The sequence below is a fragment of the Streptomyces sp. NPDC057963 genome, assembly GCF_042887155.1.
Lineage (GTDB): Bacteria > Actinomycetota > Actinomycetes > Streptomycetales > Streptomycetaceae > Streptomyces.
Map to the genome: position 1 here is coordinate 533,395 of NZ_JBHVPX010000002.1, position 14,241 is coordinate 547,635.

The 14,241-nt window shown below is 71.0% G+C and carries 10 protein-coding genes and 1 pseudogene; 5 read left to right on the forward strand and 6 right to left on the reverse strand.

Annotation, left to right across the window (positions count from 1 at the left end; translation table 11 throughout):
* Window positions 1–408: 408 nt before the first annotated feature.
* The 4 genes from ACFVT1_RS06190 to ACFVT1_RS06205 all read left to right on the forward strand — a co-directional run bounded on the left by ACFVT1_RS06190 (window position 409) and on the right by ACFVT1_RS06205 (window position 3,062).
* The gene (locus ACFVT1_RS06190; RefSeq protein WP_327274356.1) at window positions 409–708 is read left to right on the forward strand and encodes a WXG100 family type VII secretion target; all 300 of its coding nucleotides are present in this window, start codon (window positions 409–411) and stop codon (window positions 706–708) included.
* Between the two features lie 66 nt (window positions 709–774).
* Window positions 775–1,071: a hypothetical protein gene (locus ACFVT1_RS06195; protein WP_389792995.1), complete on the forward strand. Its 297-nt coding sequence runs from the start codon at window positions 775–777 to the stop codon at window positions 1,069–1,071.
* A gap of 31 nt (window positions 1,072–1,102) precedes the next feature.
* On the forward strand, window positions 1,103–1,801 hold the full coding sequence (locus ACFVT1_RS06200) for a hypothetical protein (RefSeq protein ID WP_389792997.1): 699 nt from the start codon (window positions 1,103–1,105) through the stop codon (window positions 1,799–1,801).
* A gap of 10 nt (window positions 1,802–1,811) precedes the next feature.
* The gene (locus ACFVT1_RS06205) at window positions 1,812–3,062 is read left to right on the forward strand and encodes a hypothetical protein (protein WP_389792999.1); all 1,251 of its coding nucleotides are present in this window, start codon (window positions 1,812–1,814) and stop codon (window positions 3,060–3,062) included.
* Between the two features lie 132 nt (window positions 3,063–3,194).
* On the opposite strand, the gene ACFVT1_RS06210 is transcribed toward ACFVT1_RS06205, so the two are convergent.
* Together ACFVT1_RS06210 and ACFVT1_RS06215 are read right to left on the reverse strand one after the other, a co-directional pair.
* A complete protein-coding gene (locus ACFVT1_RS06210) occupies window positions 3,195–4,820 on the reverse strand; it encodes an FtsK/SpoIIIE domain-containing protein (protein ID WP_389793358.1) in 1,626 nt (541 codons plus the stop codon).
* A 375-nt stretch (window positions 4,821–5,195) separates the two neighbouring features.
* Window positions 5,196–7,577 (reverse strand): annotated as a pseudogene (locus ACFVT1_RS06215) (FtsK/SpoIIIE domain-containing protein); the annotation flags it as partial.
* A gap of 243 nt (window positions 7,578–7,820) precedes the next feature.
* Here ACFVT1_RS06215 and ACFVT1_RS06220 point away from each other — a divergent pair.
* Window positions 7,821–8,765 carry a hypothetical protein gene (locus ACFVT1_RS06220; protein ID WP_389793001.1) on the forward strand — a complete coding sequence of 315 codons (945 nt, stop codon included), beginning with the start codon at window positions 7,821–7,823 and terminating at the stop codon, window positions 8,763–8,765.
* Window positions 8,766–8,768: 3 nt separating this feature from the next.
* Here the strand turns inward: ACFVT1_RS06220 and ACFVT1_RS06225 are convergent, their stop codons facing one another.
* From ACFVT1_RS06225 to ACFVT1_RS06240, 4 genes are all read right to left on the reverse strand, one after another.
* The gene (locus ACFVT1_RS06225) at window positions 8,769–9,353 is read right to left on the reverse strand and encodes a sigma-70 family RNA polymerase sigma factor (protein WP_389793003.1); all 585 of its coding nucleotides are present in this window, start codon (window positions 9,351–9,353) and stop codon (window positions 8,769–8,771) included.
* 140 nt (window positions 9,354–9,493) lie between these two features.
* Complete coding sequence (locus tag ACFVT1_RS06230; RefSeq protein ID WP_389793006.1) at window positions 9,494–10,279, reverse strand: LamG domain-containing protein; 786 nt, start codon at window positions 10,277–10,279, stop codon at window positions 9,494–9,496.
* Window positions 10,280–11,484: 1,205 nt separating this feature from the next.
* The gene (locus ACFVT1_RS06235) at window positions 11,485–12,003 is read right to left on the reverse strand and encodes a hypothetical protein (protein WP_389793007.1); all 519 of its coding nucleotides are present in this window, start codon (window positions 12,001–12,003) and stop codon (window positions 11,485–11,487) included.
* 424 nt (window positions 12,004–12,427) lie between these two features.
* Window positions 12,428–13,597, reverse strand: a complete 1,170-nt coding sequence (locus ACFVT1_RS06240) for a pyridoxal phosphate-dependent aminotransferase (RefSeq protein WP_389793009.1) — start codon at window positions 13,595–13,597, stop codon at window positions 12,428–12,430.
* Between the last annotated feature and the right edge of the window lie 644 nt (window positions 13,598–14,241).

Below are 14,241 nucleotides of genomic sequence, written 5' to 3' on the forward strand. Positions count from 1 at the left end.
GGCCGGGCTCTTCCGCGACGGGGCAGCCTTGGGCTACAGCCGCTACAGCCGCTTCAGCCGGGACACCACGGCGACGAGTGACGTGTGACACCTCGTCGGCCGGGCATCCGGCGCCGTACCTGTGCCCGGCGCTGCCTTCTCCGGGACCGCACCTCCCCGTGCCGTGCCGTGCTGCCGTCCGGTTCGGTGAGCGGCTGCTGTCCCGGTTCGGTGAGGGAACGTCACTTGGAACCCGGTGACGGGCTGTCGCGGGCCGTAGGGGCCTGGTCGCAGGCCCGATCAGGGCGTCGGCCCACCACTTTCGTCACTGTTCCGCAACAGACATGAACCGCCACGCCGGGCGCCCCGTACAGCCCGGTGTGCGCGGCTCAGCGACCGCGGCGACCCGAAACGAGAGAAGGAACCGACATGCCCGGCGGCAACATCAAGATCAGCCCGGAAGAGATGCGGGAGGCGTCGACCTGGCTGCAGCACCAGAAGGAACTGATGCAGCAGAGCCTCCACGAGGCCAACACCAAGATGGACGAGATGGTCGAGGCGGCCTACGCGACGCCGGGCTCCGAGACCAAGTTCCGTCCGTTCTGGGAGGAGTACAAGAACGGCACCGACAAGGCGATCGAGGGCCTGCAGGGCGTCAGCGAGTTCATCAAGCAGGTCGCCGACGCGTTCGTCGACACCGACGACCAGACGTCCGGCTCCATCGGCTGACGTGCCCTTGGGTCCGGTCCCGCCCTTCCGCGGCGGGACCGGACGGCGGCCGGAGAGGAGGAACCGATGACCCGCATCAACGTCCCCCTCGGGGACCTGAACGAGACGGTCAAGTCACTTGAGGACATCGGGGATCGGATCAACAACACCGCGCGGCTCAGCGACGTCGGATCGAAGGGCGATGTGGGCGATTCGAAGCTCGCCGACTCCCTCGCCGACTTCGACGACGCATGGGGCAGGGGCCACGAGAAGGTGCAGGACAACGTGAAGGTGTTCTCCGAGAACACGAAGAAGATCTCCGACGCCTTCACACAGACGGACGACGAGACCGTCAAGGTGCTGGACGACTCCAAGAAGGCCTGACGAGAGCCTGCTGGCAGAAGGGACATGCGTCATGACGCATCCGGTCACGGACCGGGCTACGGGGGCGCCCGCGCACTACAAGCTGCGCTACCCCGGCTCCTGGTGGTATCTGGACCTCGACCCGAGCACCCGGGACGCGTCCATCCGCCGCCGTATCGAGCACCAGGCGAAGGGGGTTCCGCAGCTCTCCCGCGAGCGGCTCGACGGCCTGATCCGCGACACCCGCCGGACCGCCCGCGAGGCCTACGCCCGGGGGGCGCTCCAGGCGGCGGGGATGGTCGGGTTCCCCGGCGGGGACGCGATGCTCAGCGCCACGTCCGTCGTGCTGCGGATGCCCGTGCCGGAGGACCAGTCGGCGGATCTGGCCGAGGTGCTGTTCGGGGCGAGCATGCAGGCCGGGGACCCGCAGAGCAGCGGGTACCCGCCGCGCGAGGTGGAACTGCTGGAGCTTCCGGACGTCGGACCGGTCGGGCGGATCGCCTCGATCGAGGACATCGACTACAAGGGCACGCCGGTGCGTACGGCGCTGCTGCACACGCTGTTCCCGATCCCGAACCGCCGGGAATACCTGCTGGTCTCCAGCTCCACGCCCAATGTGGAGCTCAAGGACCAGTTCTTCGAGGTGTTCGACGCCATCGCGGGGACGCTGCGTTTCGTGGAAGTCAAGAGCAAGGGCACGGCTGTGCCGGCCGCACAGAGCCCGCAGGGCACGGACGAGAACGGAAAGTGAGGGCGCGGCAATGGCGCGGCCAGCGGTGTCCGACTGGGAGACGGTCTTCGGGTTCTCGGACGACCCGACGCCGGGCGATGCGGAGATGCTCGGGAAGCTCGCGGGCCAGTACCGGTCCGTCGCCGACGACGCGGACCAGGCGCTCCCCATCGTCAGCGGCCTGAAGAACAGCCAGCTCGGCGAGGGCAAGGCCATGGACAAACTCCGGAACAAGCTCGGGGACCTGGCCAATCAGGTGGAGAAGCTGCACAGTTCGTACGACAAGGCGGCCCGCGCGCTGGACACCTACGCCGACCAGCTGGGGGACCATCAGCGCAAGGCCGACAACGCCCTGGTCGACGGACGGGACGCCAAGGAGCGGCTGCAGCGGGCCACCGATGCCGCCGCCGCGGCGGGGTCTGTGATCAGCGGCCTGGACGCGGCGGCCCCACCCCCGCCGGACGACGAGGCGGCCCGGCGCAGTGCGCGGCAGGCCATGGAGAATGCCCGGAACGACCAGTCCGCGGCACAGGGGAACGTCGACAGCGCCCAGCGGGATCTCGACGCCGCCCGCATGCTCGCCGAGGACGCGCGGGAGCTGCGCGAGACGGATGCCTCGACGGCGGCCCGCGCTCTGGACGAGGCGACGAGCGAGGCGGTCCCCGGCAAGAGTCTGTGGGAGAAGATCAAGGACATCTTCAAGAAGGTGCTCGGCTTCATCAGCGCCGCCCTGGGCATCATCGCCATGCTCATCCCCGGATTGCAGGGCCTGGGGCTCATCCTGACGATCGCCAGTCTGGTCACCGCTGCCATCCCCTTCATCATGAACATCGTCGACAGTATTCAGTCGGGCGAGTGGGATGTGCTCGACATGGTCCTCAGCGGCCTGGGGCTGGTGCTCGGCGGCATCGGCCTGGTCAAGATCGCCAATCTGGGCGGGATCGCGAACACCCTCAAGACCGTCACGAGCGATCTCAAGGCGATCCAGATCAACATCAAGAGCGTGATCCCCACCATCAAGTCGTTCACCGGGTTCAAGAACCCGGGTGACCTGGTCGCGAACCTGATGAAGAACCTCCCCGGTGGCGTGTGGAAGACACCGGACATCCTGAAGCAGCTGCCGGACATCACCAACATCTGGACGAAGACGGCGGGGTGGATCGACCAGAGCTCGAACCTCATCGGAGTGGCCGGCTTCGGCTGGGCCATCAACGGCGCCGTCCCCCACGGGACGCAGGGCACGATCAAGCACGACCCCAGCTACGTGGAGGGATCGACCTGATCCGGGCCGTGTCCCGTCATGCGTGAGGGCTCCCGCCCCGGCCGTCGCCGGGGCGGGAGCCCTCTGCTGTGGGACCCGGGAGCCCTCTGCCGTGGGACCTCAGAGCCGGTGTCGGAACCCTCGCACGGGCGCTCAGCTCCCGGCCGGCAGAAGCACCGTCTCCGGGACCTGGACGGTGCGCAGCACGCCGTCGCCCAGGTGCAGGATCGCCCGCCCCGGGCGGGTCGCGCCCAGGCGGCTGCGGGGCACCTTGACGCCGATCAGTTCGCCGTCGCTCATGTTCTGCGGCTTCAGCAGCAGGCCGCACCGGTTGCGGCGGGCCTCGGTGTGCCAGCCGGAGAAGCCGGAAGAGAGCCGGTCGGTCTGCCCGGAGATCACCAGGCCCCGGCCGTTCTCGGCACCGGACTTGGCGATCTGGTTGAGGACGGGCTCGGCCTTCGTCTTCAGCAGCAGGTCGGCGTCGTCCAGGATCACCACGGCCCCCTGCGGCGAGGACGCCAGCGCCTCCTCCAGCGCGGTGGGGTCGATGTCGGACTCGTCGAAGACCGCGAGGACCCCGGACCGTCCGGCGAGTTGGCGCAACGGCGACCTGGCGGGCGCGCCGACGACGACGGGCGTCCCGGCCGACAGCAGCGACAGTGCCAGCGTCGCCAGGACGGTGCTGCGGCCGGAGCGGGCGGGTCCGGCGACGAGGAAGGTCGGCGTGATGGCGAGGTCCGGCCCGAACGCGGTGAGTTCGTCGCCGCCGACACCGGACAGGGCCCACCGTGCGGACGGCAGCGGCTGCGGCACGTACCGGGTCGCGTCCTCCCAGGTGAGCCGGTCCGGCAGGGTGTCGACGCGGAACGGCCGGGTGGAGTCCGGCAGCTGGGCCGCCTGCTCGCGGCAGTACTCGGCGATCTGCTGGAGTGCCACGGCCTGCGCCTGGCCTTCCGGGTTGTCCGTGAGGAGCGCGATCTGCACCTCCGCCTTGTCGGCGGCGCGGAACGCGCGGCCCGGCGGGATCTCGTCGGGCACGTTGCGCTGGGTGATGCCGATCATCCCGTACTCGGACTTCTCGTTCAGCTTCAGCACGAGCTTGTCCTCGGTGGAACCGTTGACCCGGCTGGAGAACAGCGCCCGGTCACCGGTCATCACCAGGTGGATGCCGACGCTCGCGCCGTCCCGGAGCAGGGTCAGCACGGAGTTCAGCAGGTTCCCGGAGTCGTACTCGCCGAGCTGCTTGTCGAAGACCTCCCACCGGTCGATGAACAGCACGATGTGCGGCGGCCGTTCGGCCTCCGGCAGGGCGCGGCGGAGCTCCGGCAGGTCGGCGCTGCCGCGGGCGGCGAGCATCTCCTGGCGCCGGGTCAGCTCCCCGGTCAGCCGGGCGAGCAGCCGGGCCACCCGGTCGGGCTGGGTGCGCTGGGTGATGGCCCCGCAGTGCGGCAGCCCCTCGATGGGCAGCAGCGCGCCGTTGCCGCAGTCGATGCCGTACATGTGCAGCCGGTCCGGGGAATGGGCGGAGGCCAGGGCGCCGGCGATGGTGCGCAGCGTCTGCGACCTGCCCTGCCGGGGCGAGCCGATGATGTGCAGGTGCCCGAGCGTCGCCGGGTCGATCACCAGGGGCAGCCGGGCCTGCTGTGCGGGCAGGTCCACCACGCCGTACGCGACGGGCGCGAGGTCGTAGTCCGAGGGCGGGGGCGCCGGCAGTTCGCCGGTGACCAGGACCTCGGGCAGCGGCGGGAGCCAGGGGCTGTGCTGCGCGGGGATGCCCATCTCCCGGTCCGCTTCGCGGATCGCCGCGACGAGCCCGGTGAGGTCGGTCTCCACCTCGGCGGGTACGGCCGCGCCGCGGGGCCGCGCCGGGAGCGGCTCGCCGAGCCGTTCCCAGCCGACCGTCACCGCCCAGGGTGCCGGCAGCGAGGTCGCCGCGGCACCGGGCCGACGGCCGCCGACCCGTCCGGACTGGAACGGCACGAGGGAGTTCTGGCCCAGGCGCACATAGGCGCGACCGGGGGTGCCCTGCGAGATCCCGGCGGCCTCGGCGGAGTTGAGGACGTCCTGGCTCTCGCCGGCGTCCGTCACCCGGAGCGCGATGCGCAGGTTGGTGTTGGCGCGGATCTCCGAGGAGACGACGCCGCTGGGGCGCTGCGTCGCCAGGATCAGGTGGATGCCGAGGCTGCGGCCCCGCTGGGCGATGTTGACCAGACCCTTCACGAAGTCCGGCAGGTCGCGCACCATCGAGGCGAACTCGTCGATGACGATGAGCAGCCGGGGCATCGGCGCGCGGCCCGCCGGGTTGCGCTCCAGCAGCTCGACGTAGTCCTCGATGTCCTTGGCGCCGGCCGCGGCGAGGATGTGCTCGCGCCGGGTGAGTTCCGCCGTCAGCGACACCAGGGCCCGCTCGACGAGGTGGGCGTCGAGGTCGGTGACCATGCCGACGGTGTGCGGCAGGTCGACGCAGTCCTTGAACGCGGAGCCGCCCTTGTAGTCGACCAGGACGAACGTCATCGCGTCCGGACGGTTCGCCACCGCGAGCGAGGCGACCAGCGTCTGGAGGAGTTCGGACTTGCCGGAGCCGGTGGTGCCGGCGACCAGCCCGTGCGGGCCGTCGCGCCGCAGGTCCAGGTGGAACGGCCCGTCCAGGGAGACGCCGACGGCCGCCCGGGTTGAGCGGCCCCCGGCCGTCCAGCGCGCCCGGATGCCGGCGGCCTGCGGTGGGTCGAGGGCGAGGACGTCGAGCAGCCGCGCGGAGGCGGGTAGCACCGCGGCCTCCTCGTCGGCCCCGCCCGGGTCCCGCAGCGGGCCCATTGCGCGGGCCAGCGAACGGCACCATTCCAGGGACACCGCGTCGGGCCGGATGCCCCCGACGGTGCCCCTCCCGGAGCGTCCCACCCGTACGGTTCCGCCGGGCTCCTCGGCGACGACGGCGTGGCACTCCTCGGGCAGCAGCCGCTCCTCGGCGTCCAGGCAGACCGCGCGGACGCCGACGGCCGGTCCGTCGCGCAGGATCTGCGCCACGCCGGGCAGCGAACGCAGCCTGCGGGCTCCGTCGAGGATGACGAGCACGTCGGGCCCGGCGGGCCGGCTCCGCCGGTCCTCCCGTCCGGCGCGCTCGACGATCAGCGCGGTGAGTTCGGCGACCCGCCGGGCACAGGTCTCCGTGCCGTAGCCGATGCTGGCCGGGGTGTCGCCGGACTTCTTGCGCACATGCGGCAGCCAGCGCAGCCAGGACCAGCCGTCCCGGCCCCGTTCGCCGGTCGTCAGCAGATGGATCTGGAGGTCACGGGGGCTGTGCAGAACGGCGGCCTGGGCGACCGCCCAGCGCGCCACGGCGCGCGCGGCCGGGCCTTCGCCGGCGATGCCCAGGACGTCGTGCTCCCGCAGCGGAACGGTCACCGGGACGTCGTACGCGGTCCGCGGGTCCTCGCGGCGGTGTTCGTCCTTCGTCGGGTCCTGGAGCACCACGTCGGAGGCCAGATCGGCGGTTCCGATGCGCAGTTCGAGGAAGTCGGCGTCGGAGGTACGGCGTTCCCACAGGCGGCGCCGGGGGCCGACGGCGGTCAGGATGACCTCGGCCGGGTCCGGGAAACCACGGCGCCGGGCGGTGCGTTCGGCCGCCAGGGCCTTCGCCGCGTCGCCCTCGATGCGTGCCTTCTTCTCCTCGTAGGCGGCGACACTGCCGGAGTGGGTCTGGCGCCCGGTGCGCCGGCTCATCAGATAGTTGCCGAGGATCGCGACCGGGGAGAGCAGCCCGAACAGCAGCATCGACATGCGGCCGAATATCAGCGCCCCGGCCCCCGCCATCACCAGCGGGGCCGCCGCGGTGATCCACGGGAGCGGCCGGGCGGCGGGCGGGGCGGGCGGGGAGGGCAGGGTGAAGCGGGTGGCGTTCTCGGCCGGCCGCAGCCGCGGCGGCCGGTTGTAGTCCCAGCCGGTGCCGTCCTCCGACGGCTGCACGGCCGCGTCCGGCTTCTGCGGGAGGGCGAGTTCGAGCAGGCTGTCTCCGACGAGGAGCTGTGCGCCGGCCGGCCAGGCGGTCGCCTCGGTGAGGTCCTCGCGGTCCAGTTGCAGGGTGGCGCCGTCCGGCGCGGAGGCGTCGGGTGCGATACGGCAGCGTCCTTGGGGGCCCACCGCCAGGACGGCGGCCGGACGGTCCGGTACGGCGCGCAGCACCTGGGCGGTCCCGTCGTGGGCCAGCCCGATCCGGTACTCGCCCATGTCGAGCCGGTGCACGGCGCCCGCGCCGGTCCCGCCGACCGCACGGACCTCCACCAGCCCGTCCGGTTCGGCCGACACGGTGCCCGCCGGGCGGCCCAGGCCCACGATGGCCGCGTGGTGCAGCGGCGCGTCCCGCAGCCGCATATCGGCGGGCAGCAGCCGGTCGCCGGCGTACAGGCCGAGGCCCTCCGGGGGCCGGTGGATGCCTCCCGCCCCGGCCAGCGCCTCCGCGACAGCGCGCACGGGCGTGTCGGGGTCGGCGTCGAGGTGGACGTCGAACGCGTCACCGTCCTCCTCGACCACGGTCAACATCAACGACACGAGAACGTCCTCCAGCCGGCGTGAATGGGGGGCCTCGGCAGCCGCACTCGGCGGCTCCCGTGCCACTGACGGGACTTACGGCGCCCGTCCGCGGATGGTTCACCCGGCGCACCGGTGAACCATCCGCGGACCGGCGCCGTAGTGGCCATCGGGTGCACGGCGCAGCCACTGTGCCGCCCTCGTTCCCGACTGTCCCGGTTCCGCCGCCGGGGCGTCCCGACAAGGAGTCAGAAGATGATCTGGTACGTCCTGGCCGTGGTGCTGGGGCTGGCGTTGATCGGGGCGGTGGCCGCGCTGATCGTCACCGAGCGACGGCCCCGCCCGCCGAAGCCCGTCGCCGCCTCGGTGGCCGTCGTGGGCCGGGAGGCGCTGGACGTGGTCAACGCGGGCTTGCGCCGGCTGACGGGCGAATGCCTGCGCTCCGGCCGGTCGCTGCCCGACCTGTACGCCGTCGTCTACTCCGAGGAGCGGCTCGCACTGCTGCTGGCCGGGGCCGAGGAGTCCGCCCCCGCGCCCTGGACCGTCGAGGCGGACGGCGAGCGCTGGACGATCTCGCCCGAGGATCTGCACCGCCCCGGCCCGGAGGGCGAACCGGCCCTGCCGTACGCGCTGACGGTGACGGTGGGCCTGGACGGACCCGACCGCGTGCTGGTCGACCTCTCCCGGGCGTCGGGGCCCGTCTCGGTGACGGGCCCGGACAAGGAGGTGCACAGCCTGGTGCGGGCCGTCGTCACCGAGGCGCTCGCCGGCCCGGTGGGGGCGCTCGCCGAGGTCACCCTGGTGGGATCCCTGGCCGACGGCCGGCTTCTTTCCGGCGACGAGCCGCGGAACTCGCGTCTGCACAGCGCGGCCAGCCTGGAGGAGGCGTTCGCCACGGTGGCGGCGTCGGCGGCCTCGGGAGCGCCGGAGCCCGGCTCGCCCGACGTCACGCAGATCTTCCGGCTGATCGAGGGCAGCAGCCGGATCGCCGTCCAGGGCGAGGCGCCGCACCTGTTCGTCGTGGATGCCTCGCAGCTCCCGCGACGGGAGGGGTCACTGGCCGGTCTGCGGCGCGGGGACGCGGTGCTGGTGGTCGGCGAGGCACCCACGGGGTGGCGCTGGCGTGCCGGTGCGGGCGGATCGCTCGACACCGGGCCGCTCGGCCTGGAGATCACCCGGCACGCGGGACGTCTGGCATAGGTGTCATCCGGCCTCGCGGTACAGGCCGCCCGTGTACATCCCGCGGCTGTGCAGTGCCTCGCGCAGGGCGCGGGCGGCGTAGAACGTCCGGGACTTGACGGTGCCCGGCGGTACGCCGAGGACCTTGGCCGTCTGGTTGACGCTGCGTCCCAGGTAGTGCACGTGCAGCAGGACCTCGCGCTGGGCCGGCCGTAGGTCCTGCAACGCGTCGATGAGCACCTGGGAGGTGAGCATGTGGTCCACGCCGTCGGACACCGGCAGGTGGGCGAGTTCGGGGTCACCGGTCTCCGGTGGTCTGGCCTGGCGGGCCCGGTGGCCGTCGATGACCAGATTGCGCAGCGCGGTGAACAGCCAGGGCCGCACCGAATCCGTGGTCGGGTCGAGTTCCTCGGCGTGCCGCCAGGCGCGTATCGCGACTTCCTGGAGGACGTCCTCGGCGCGATGCCAGTCGCCTTCCAGCCGCCGTGCGGCGAACTGCAGCAACGCGCTGCCGTGGAAGTGGTAGAGCGCTCTGAGGAACTCGTCGGGGTGGGGTTCCGCGGTGCGGGGGCCAGGTATGAGGCCTTCGGTCGAAGCGCTGGCCGACAAGGGCCTTCCTCTCCGGTCGTCTGTGGGAAGACGGGTTCCGCCGGCTGCGGGACAACCGGCAGGCGCCGCCGCGAGCCGCCGTGCACCCGTACGGTGCCCGTCAGCCTGCGGCGGCGGTGAACTCGCCCCGTCAGCGCCGGTCAGCCCGGTTCGCGAGAGGAAAGCGAGTCCACCTCACGGGGCGTCAACTCCCGGTCGTAGAGATGTACGTCGGCGATGTCACCGTTCCAGTGGTCGGCCGCCTTTCCATCGAACTTGCCGCGGCCGATCACCACAGTGCCAGTGGGCTTCACGCTGCTGGAGGCCACCCTGGTTCCCGCGAGCCGGCCGTCCACGTAGACCCGCATCCGGTGGTCCTTCTGACTGTACGTGCCGGTCAGGTGGTACCAGCGGCCGGGCTGCGGCTTCTCGGGCGTCTCCGCGACGGTACGGGCGCCGCTGAAACTGAAGGCGAAGTTCCCGTCAGGGCCGGAGTACTGGAGGAAGAACGTGCTGATCCGGTCGCCGTCCTGGGAGAGGGCGGTGTGGATGCCGGTCATGCCCTGGGGCGTGAGGCGCACCCGCGCGGCGACCGAGTAGTCCTTGCTTACGGTGTCGAGCCGGGTGCTGGAGTCCGCGTATCCGCTGGCGCCGTCCAGCTGCACGGCGCCGCCCTCGGGGCCGTCGGTCCACTGCGTGCCGCCCCTGACCACGGCGTCGTGCTCGCCGGCCTTCGCGGTGCCGGACTGGTGCAGGGGCCACCAGCCGAGGCCCTGCAGCGACTCGGCGCCGTCGGTCGGGCTCGACGCGGCCGGTTTCGCCCCGGCGGGTTTCGCTTCGGCCTGTTCCTCCCCAGAGTCCTGACCGCGCACCAGTTGGACGACGACGAAGGCCAGCGCGACGGTCAATACGGTGATCGTGGTGATGAGCGGCCATCTGCGCGTCATGAAGTTCCTCAGGAGGTGCGGCATAAATGTGTCTCTGGTGAGTACGCGTCCGATCCGGAAGTGGTTCGGTGTGCAGGTGAGTCGTGACAGGCCTGTGAGGCGGCGGGCCTGTCCGCCCCTGGACGTGCGCGCGTGCGGCGGGAGATGCGGCGGCGCCGTGTCCGCGCCGGTGGAACATGGGGAGGTGTGACGTTCCGGCGGCGCGGGCGCATCGTCCACCGACCGTTCCCGAGGGTGCACGACGCGGTCGCCGGTGTCCGCCGTCGTTCCCCGGCCGTTCACCTGTGTGCGGTGGGGTGCGGGGTGTGTCCCGTGGAATCCGCTCAACTCCGTTACGGCTGTCGGTGAGCGGTACGGCGGGCACGCCGAGGGACTTCGGGACGGGCAGACCGGGGAATGTTTGCAAGCACTCGTTTTGGGGCCAGGGTTCCGAGTTTCCTGCCGGCCGATGGATCGGGCCGGAACCGAGTAGTGGTACTGACGGACCGTGATGAGGCTGGAGCGGTCGGCCTTCGGCGGCAGGGTGAACCCGCACTCGAAGTCCTCCGTCGGCAGCGGTGTCGGCTCGCCCACCTCGCAGCGGAAGTTGAAGCCGGTCGAGGTGACGGTAGAGGAGTTGGCGATCGGTTTCGGCGATGCGTGCTGCGAGGGCCATGTTCATTTTGCGGGGCCCGTGTTCGGTCATGCTCTGCATCACGGCGGAGTAGATCAGGCTCTGTGGTGGTGGTGCTTTGTACGAAGAACGTGGACGCATGGGGTGAGCCTGGCGCAGAAACCTGCCCTGGTCGGGCGGCTTCGCTCCGCTCCCACTCATAGGGGTTGTTACACAACGTGACAGGTGTGGGGGTGAGTGTCACGTTGTGTGGAGGGGTGGCCTGTGTGGCGAGAGATGGGCTTGGTGGGAGGGTCTGTGGAACGAACGTGACAGGTGTGGGGGTGGGTGTCACGTTGTGTGGAGGGGTGGCCTGTGTGGCGGGGGGTGGGCTTGGTGGGAGGGGCTGTGGAGTGAACGTGACAGGTGTGGGGGTGGGTGTCACGTTGTGTGGAAGAGGTGTTGCTGTGGGCGGGCTGGCGGAGGAACCGGGCGAGCGTATGGGTTGGCGTCGTGCGGGCCCGCCTGCTGTCGGTTCGCCCGGGTGTGGAGTGACGGCCAGGCGTGGGAGGTGACTGTGAAGGTGGGTTTGTCTGGCTTTTTGCTGGGTTGGTCAGTTGGACTTGGTGTAGGTGAGTTGTTCGCCGGTGTTCGTGTTTTCGCGGCTCAGGGAGCCGTTCGGGAGCAGGGTGAGTGTGGTGGGTTTGCCTGCGGTGCAGGATGACATGGGTTCGCCGACGGCGACGGTGGAGGTGCCGACTTCGACGGGTCCGTTCGGGGTCGGTTCTGCGGTCAGGTCTGCGTGGAAGACGCAGTGGTAGGAGCCGCCGCCGTCCAGCGGGCCGTCCGCGGTGAGGGTGAGGACGGTGTCGCCGACCGTGCCCTGCTTGATGACGAGATCCCGCGTGGAGTGGCCGACGGCGTTGTCGATGGAGCCCGACCAGGCGCCGAGGTAGCCGGCCGGGATCGGGCCGTCGCTGTTCCTCTTTCCGTCGGTCGGGCTCGACGCGGCCGGTTTCGCCCCGGCGGGTTTCGCTTCGACCTGCTCCTTCCCGGAGCCCTGGTCGCGCACCAGTTGGACGACGACGAAGGCCAGCGCGACGGTCAATACGGCGATTGTGGTGATAAGCAACCATCTGCGCGTCATGAAGTTCCTCAGGAGGTGCGGCATAAATCTGTCTCTGGTGATTACGCGTCCGATCCGGAAGTGGTTCGGTGTGCACGTAAGTTGTGACAGGTCTGTGAGGCGGCGGACCTGTCCCCCTGGATGCGCGCCCGTACGCCGGGAGACGTGGCGGCGCCGTGTCCGCGCCAGTGGAACATGAGGAGTTGTGACGATCCGGCGGCGTGGGCACTTCGTCCGCCGACCGTTCCCGAGTGTGCACGACACGGCGCGTCCGGAAAGCGACGCCGCGCCATTCGCCGCCGGTCCCTCCTTTCGTGGGGACCGGTGCCGAATGGCGCGGGCGGCTCGGGACTGCGCCGGGCCAAACAACACGTGGAGCCCCTGGTCGAGTTGGTCTCCGTACCTCATTTCGGATGAAGGGGGCGCGGGTTCAAGACGCCAGGCGCCGCAGCCGACCGGCCGCCTCCTGGAGGACATCGTCCTTCTTGCAGAAGGTGAAGCGGACCTGGCTGCGGCCGACGTCGGGGTCGTCGTAGAAAACGGAGTTGGGAATGGCCACGACGCCGCAGCGTTCGGGGAGGGCGCGGCAGAAGGCGTAGGCGTCCTCCTCGCCGAAGGGGGTGATGTCGGTGGTGATGAAGTACGTGCCCTGAGGCTGGTAGATGTCGAAGCCGGCCGCCCGCAAGCCGGCGCCGATCAGGTCGCGCTTGCGGCGGAGGTCGGCGCGGAAGCCATCGAAGTACGAGTCCGGCAGCCGGAGGGCCTCGGCGATCGCGTACTGGAATGGGCCTGCGCTGACGTAGGTCAGGTACTGCTTGGCTGTCCGGACGGCGGCGACGAGCGGGCCGTGTGCCGTGACCCAGCCGACCTTCCATCCCGTGAAGGAGAAGGTCTTGCCGGCGGACGAGATGGAGACGGTGCGCTCACGCATGCCGGGCAGGGCCGCGATGGGGCGGTGCCTGCCCTCGTAGACCAGGTGCTCGTAGACCTCGTCGGTGACGACCAGCAGGTCGCGTTCGATGGCGAGTGCGGCGATGGCGCTCTGCTCTTCAGCGGTGAGGACCATCCCGGTCGGGTTGTGCGGAGTGTTGAGGAGAAGGAGGCGGGTCCGCGGGGTGATCTTGGCGCGCAGCTCATCCAGGTCCGGGCGGAAGGACGGCGCTCGCAGCGTGAGCGGCACGCGCTTCGCACCGGCCATCGCGATGCAGGCGGCGTAGGAGTCGTAAAAGGGCTCGAAGGCGATGACTTCGTCGTCCGGCTCCAGAAGCGCCAGCATGGTGGCGGCGATGGCCTCTGTGGCGCCGGCGGTGACCAGGACCTCGGTGTCGGGGTCGAAGAAGAGTTCGTAGAAGTGCTGCTGGTGGTCGGAGATCGCCGCGCGCAGCTCCGGGACGCCTGGGCCGGGCGGGTACTGGTTGCCCTTTCCCTCTCGCAGAGCGCGGACGGCGGCCTCTCGGATTTCCTCGGGGCCGTCGGTGTCGGGGAAGCCCTGGCCGAGGTTGATGGAGCCGGTCCGTACGGCAAGCGCCGACATCTCCGCGAAGATCGTCGTGCCGAACCCGGCGAGGCGGCGGTTGAGCAGCGGTCGTCCCTGTGTCATGGCCGCCATCCTGCGCGGAAGCTCTGGAGTTGCTCAAGTCTGCTTTGGCCGTACGGGGACGGGGGCATCTCCGACACACGCAGGAAACGCGAGGAAGCGCAAGGAAGCGGCGGACCTCGCTTCGGGGGAACGGAAGGGCGTGAGGTCGGTGGGAGCCATCTTCGGAGCGGTGTTCGCGGTCGCGGTGGTCGTGCTGTTCGTAGCGGTCCTCGTGAGGTCGGGGAACAGGGCGAAGGCGCGCGGACGGAGTGCGCGCCGGGGCGCGAGCGCCGGCGGCGCCGCGGGCGGCAGCTGGTGGGCGGGGGGTGACAGCGGCGGCGGCACCTCCTGCGGAGGCGGCGGCGGGCACTCGGGCGGTCACTCCGGGGGCCATTCGTGCGGCGGCGGCCACTCCTCGTGCGGCGGCGGTTCCTCCTGCGGCGGCGGGGGCGGATGCGGCGGAGGCAGCTGACACGGGGCAGCTGGTCCGCGACCGGGCGGGGCCACACGCCCGGTGCCGGACCCGTGCGGTCCGGTGTCCGACAGGTGCCCGGCGGGTGAACTCCCGCCGGGCACCTTTTTGTTGGGCCTTTCCGCGCGATTCCGGTGAACAGATGAACCGGGAGGCCCCCTAGGGGATGGAAACCACTTCAAGTTGGGCAAAA

Excerpts from the sequence above, each read along its gene's own strand:
- ACFVT1_RS06190 (WP_327274356.1), top strand. The coding sequence starts at position 409 with ATGCCCGGCGGCAACATCAAGATCAGCCCGGAAGAGATGCGGGAGGCG.
- ACFVT1_RS06195 (WP_389792995.1), top strand. The coding sequence starts at position 775 with ATGACCCGCATCAACGTCCCCCTCGGGGACCTGAACGAGACGGTCAAG.
- ACFVT1_RS06200 (WP_389792997.1), top strand. The coding sequence starts at position 1,103 with ATGACGCATCCGGTCACGGACCGGGCTACGGGGGCGCCCGCGCACTAC.
- ACFVT1_RS06205 (WP_389792999.1), top strand. The coding sequence starts at position 1,812 with ATGGCGCGGCCAGCGGTGTCCGACTGGGAGACGGTCTTCGGGTTCTCG.
- ACFVT1_RS06210 (WP_389793358.1), bottom strand. The coding sequence starts at position 4,820 with ATGGGCATCCCCGCGCAGCACAGCCCCTGGCTCCCGCCGCTGCCCGAG.
- ACFVT1_RS06220 (WP_389793001.1), top strand. The coding sequence starts at position 7,821 with ATGATCTGGTACGTCCTGGCCGTGGTGCTGGGGCTGGCGTTGATCGGG.
- ACFVT1_RS06230 (WP_389793006.1), bottom strand. The coding sequence starts at position 10,279 with ATGACGCGCAGATGGCCGCTCATCACCACGATCACCGTATTGACCGTC.
- ACFVT1_RS06240 (WP_389793009.1), bottom strand. The coding sequence starts at position 13,597 with ATGACACAGGGACGACCGCTGCTCAACCGCCGCCTCGCCGGGTTCGGC.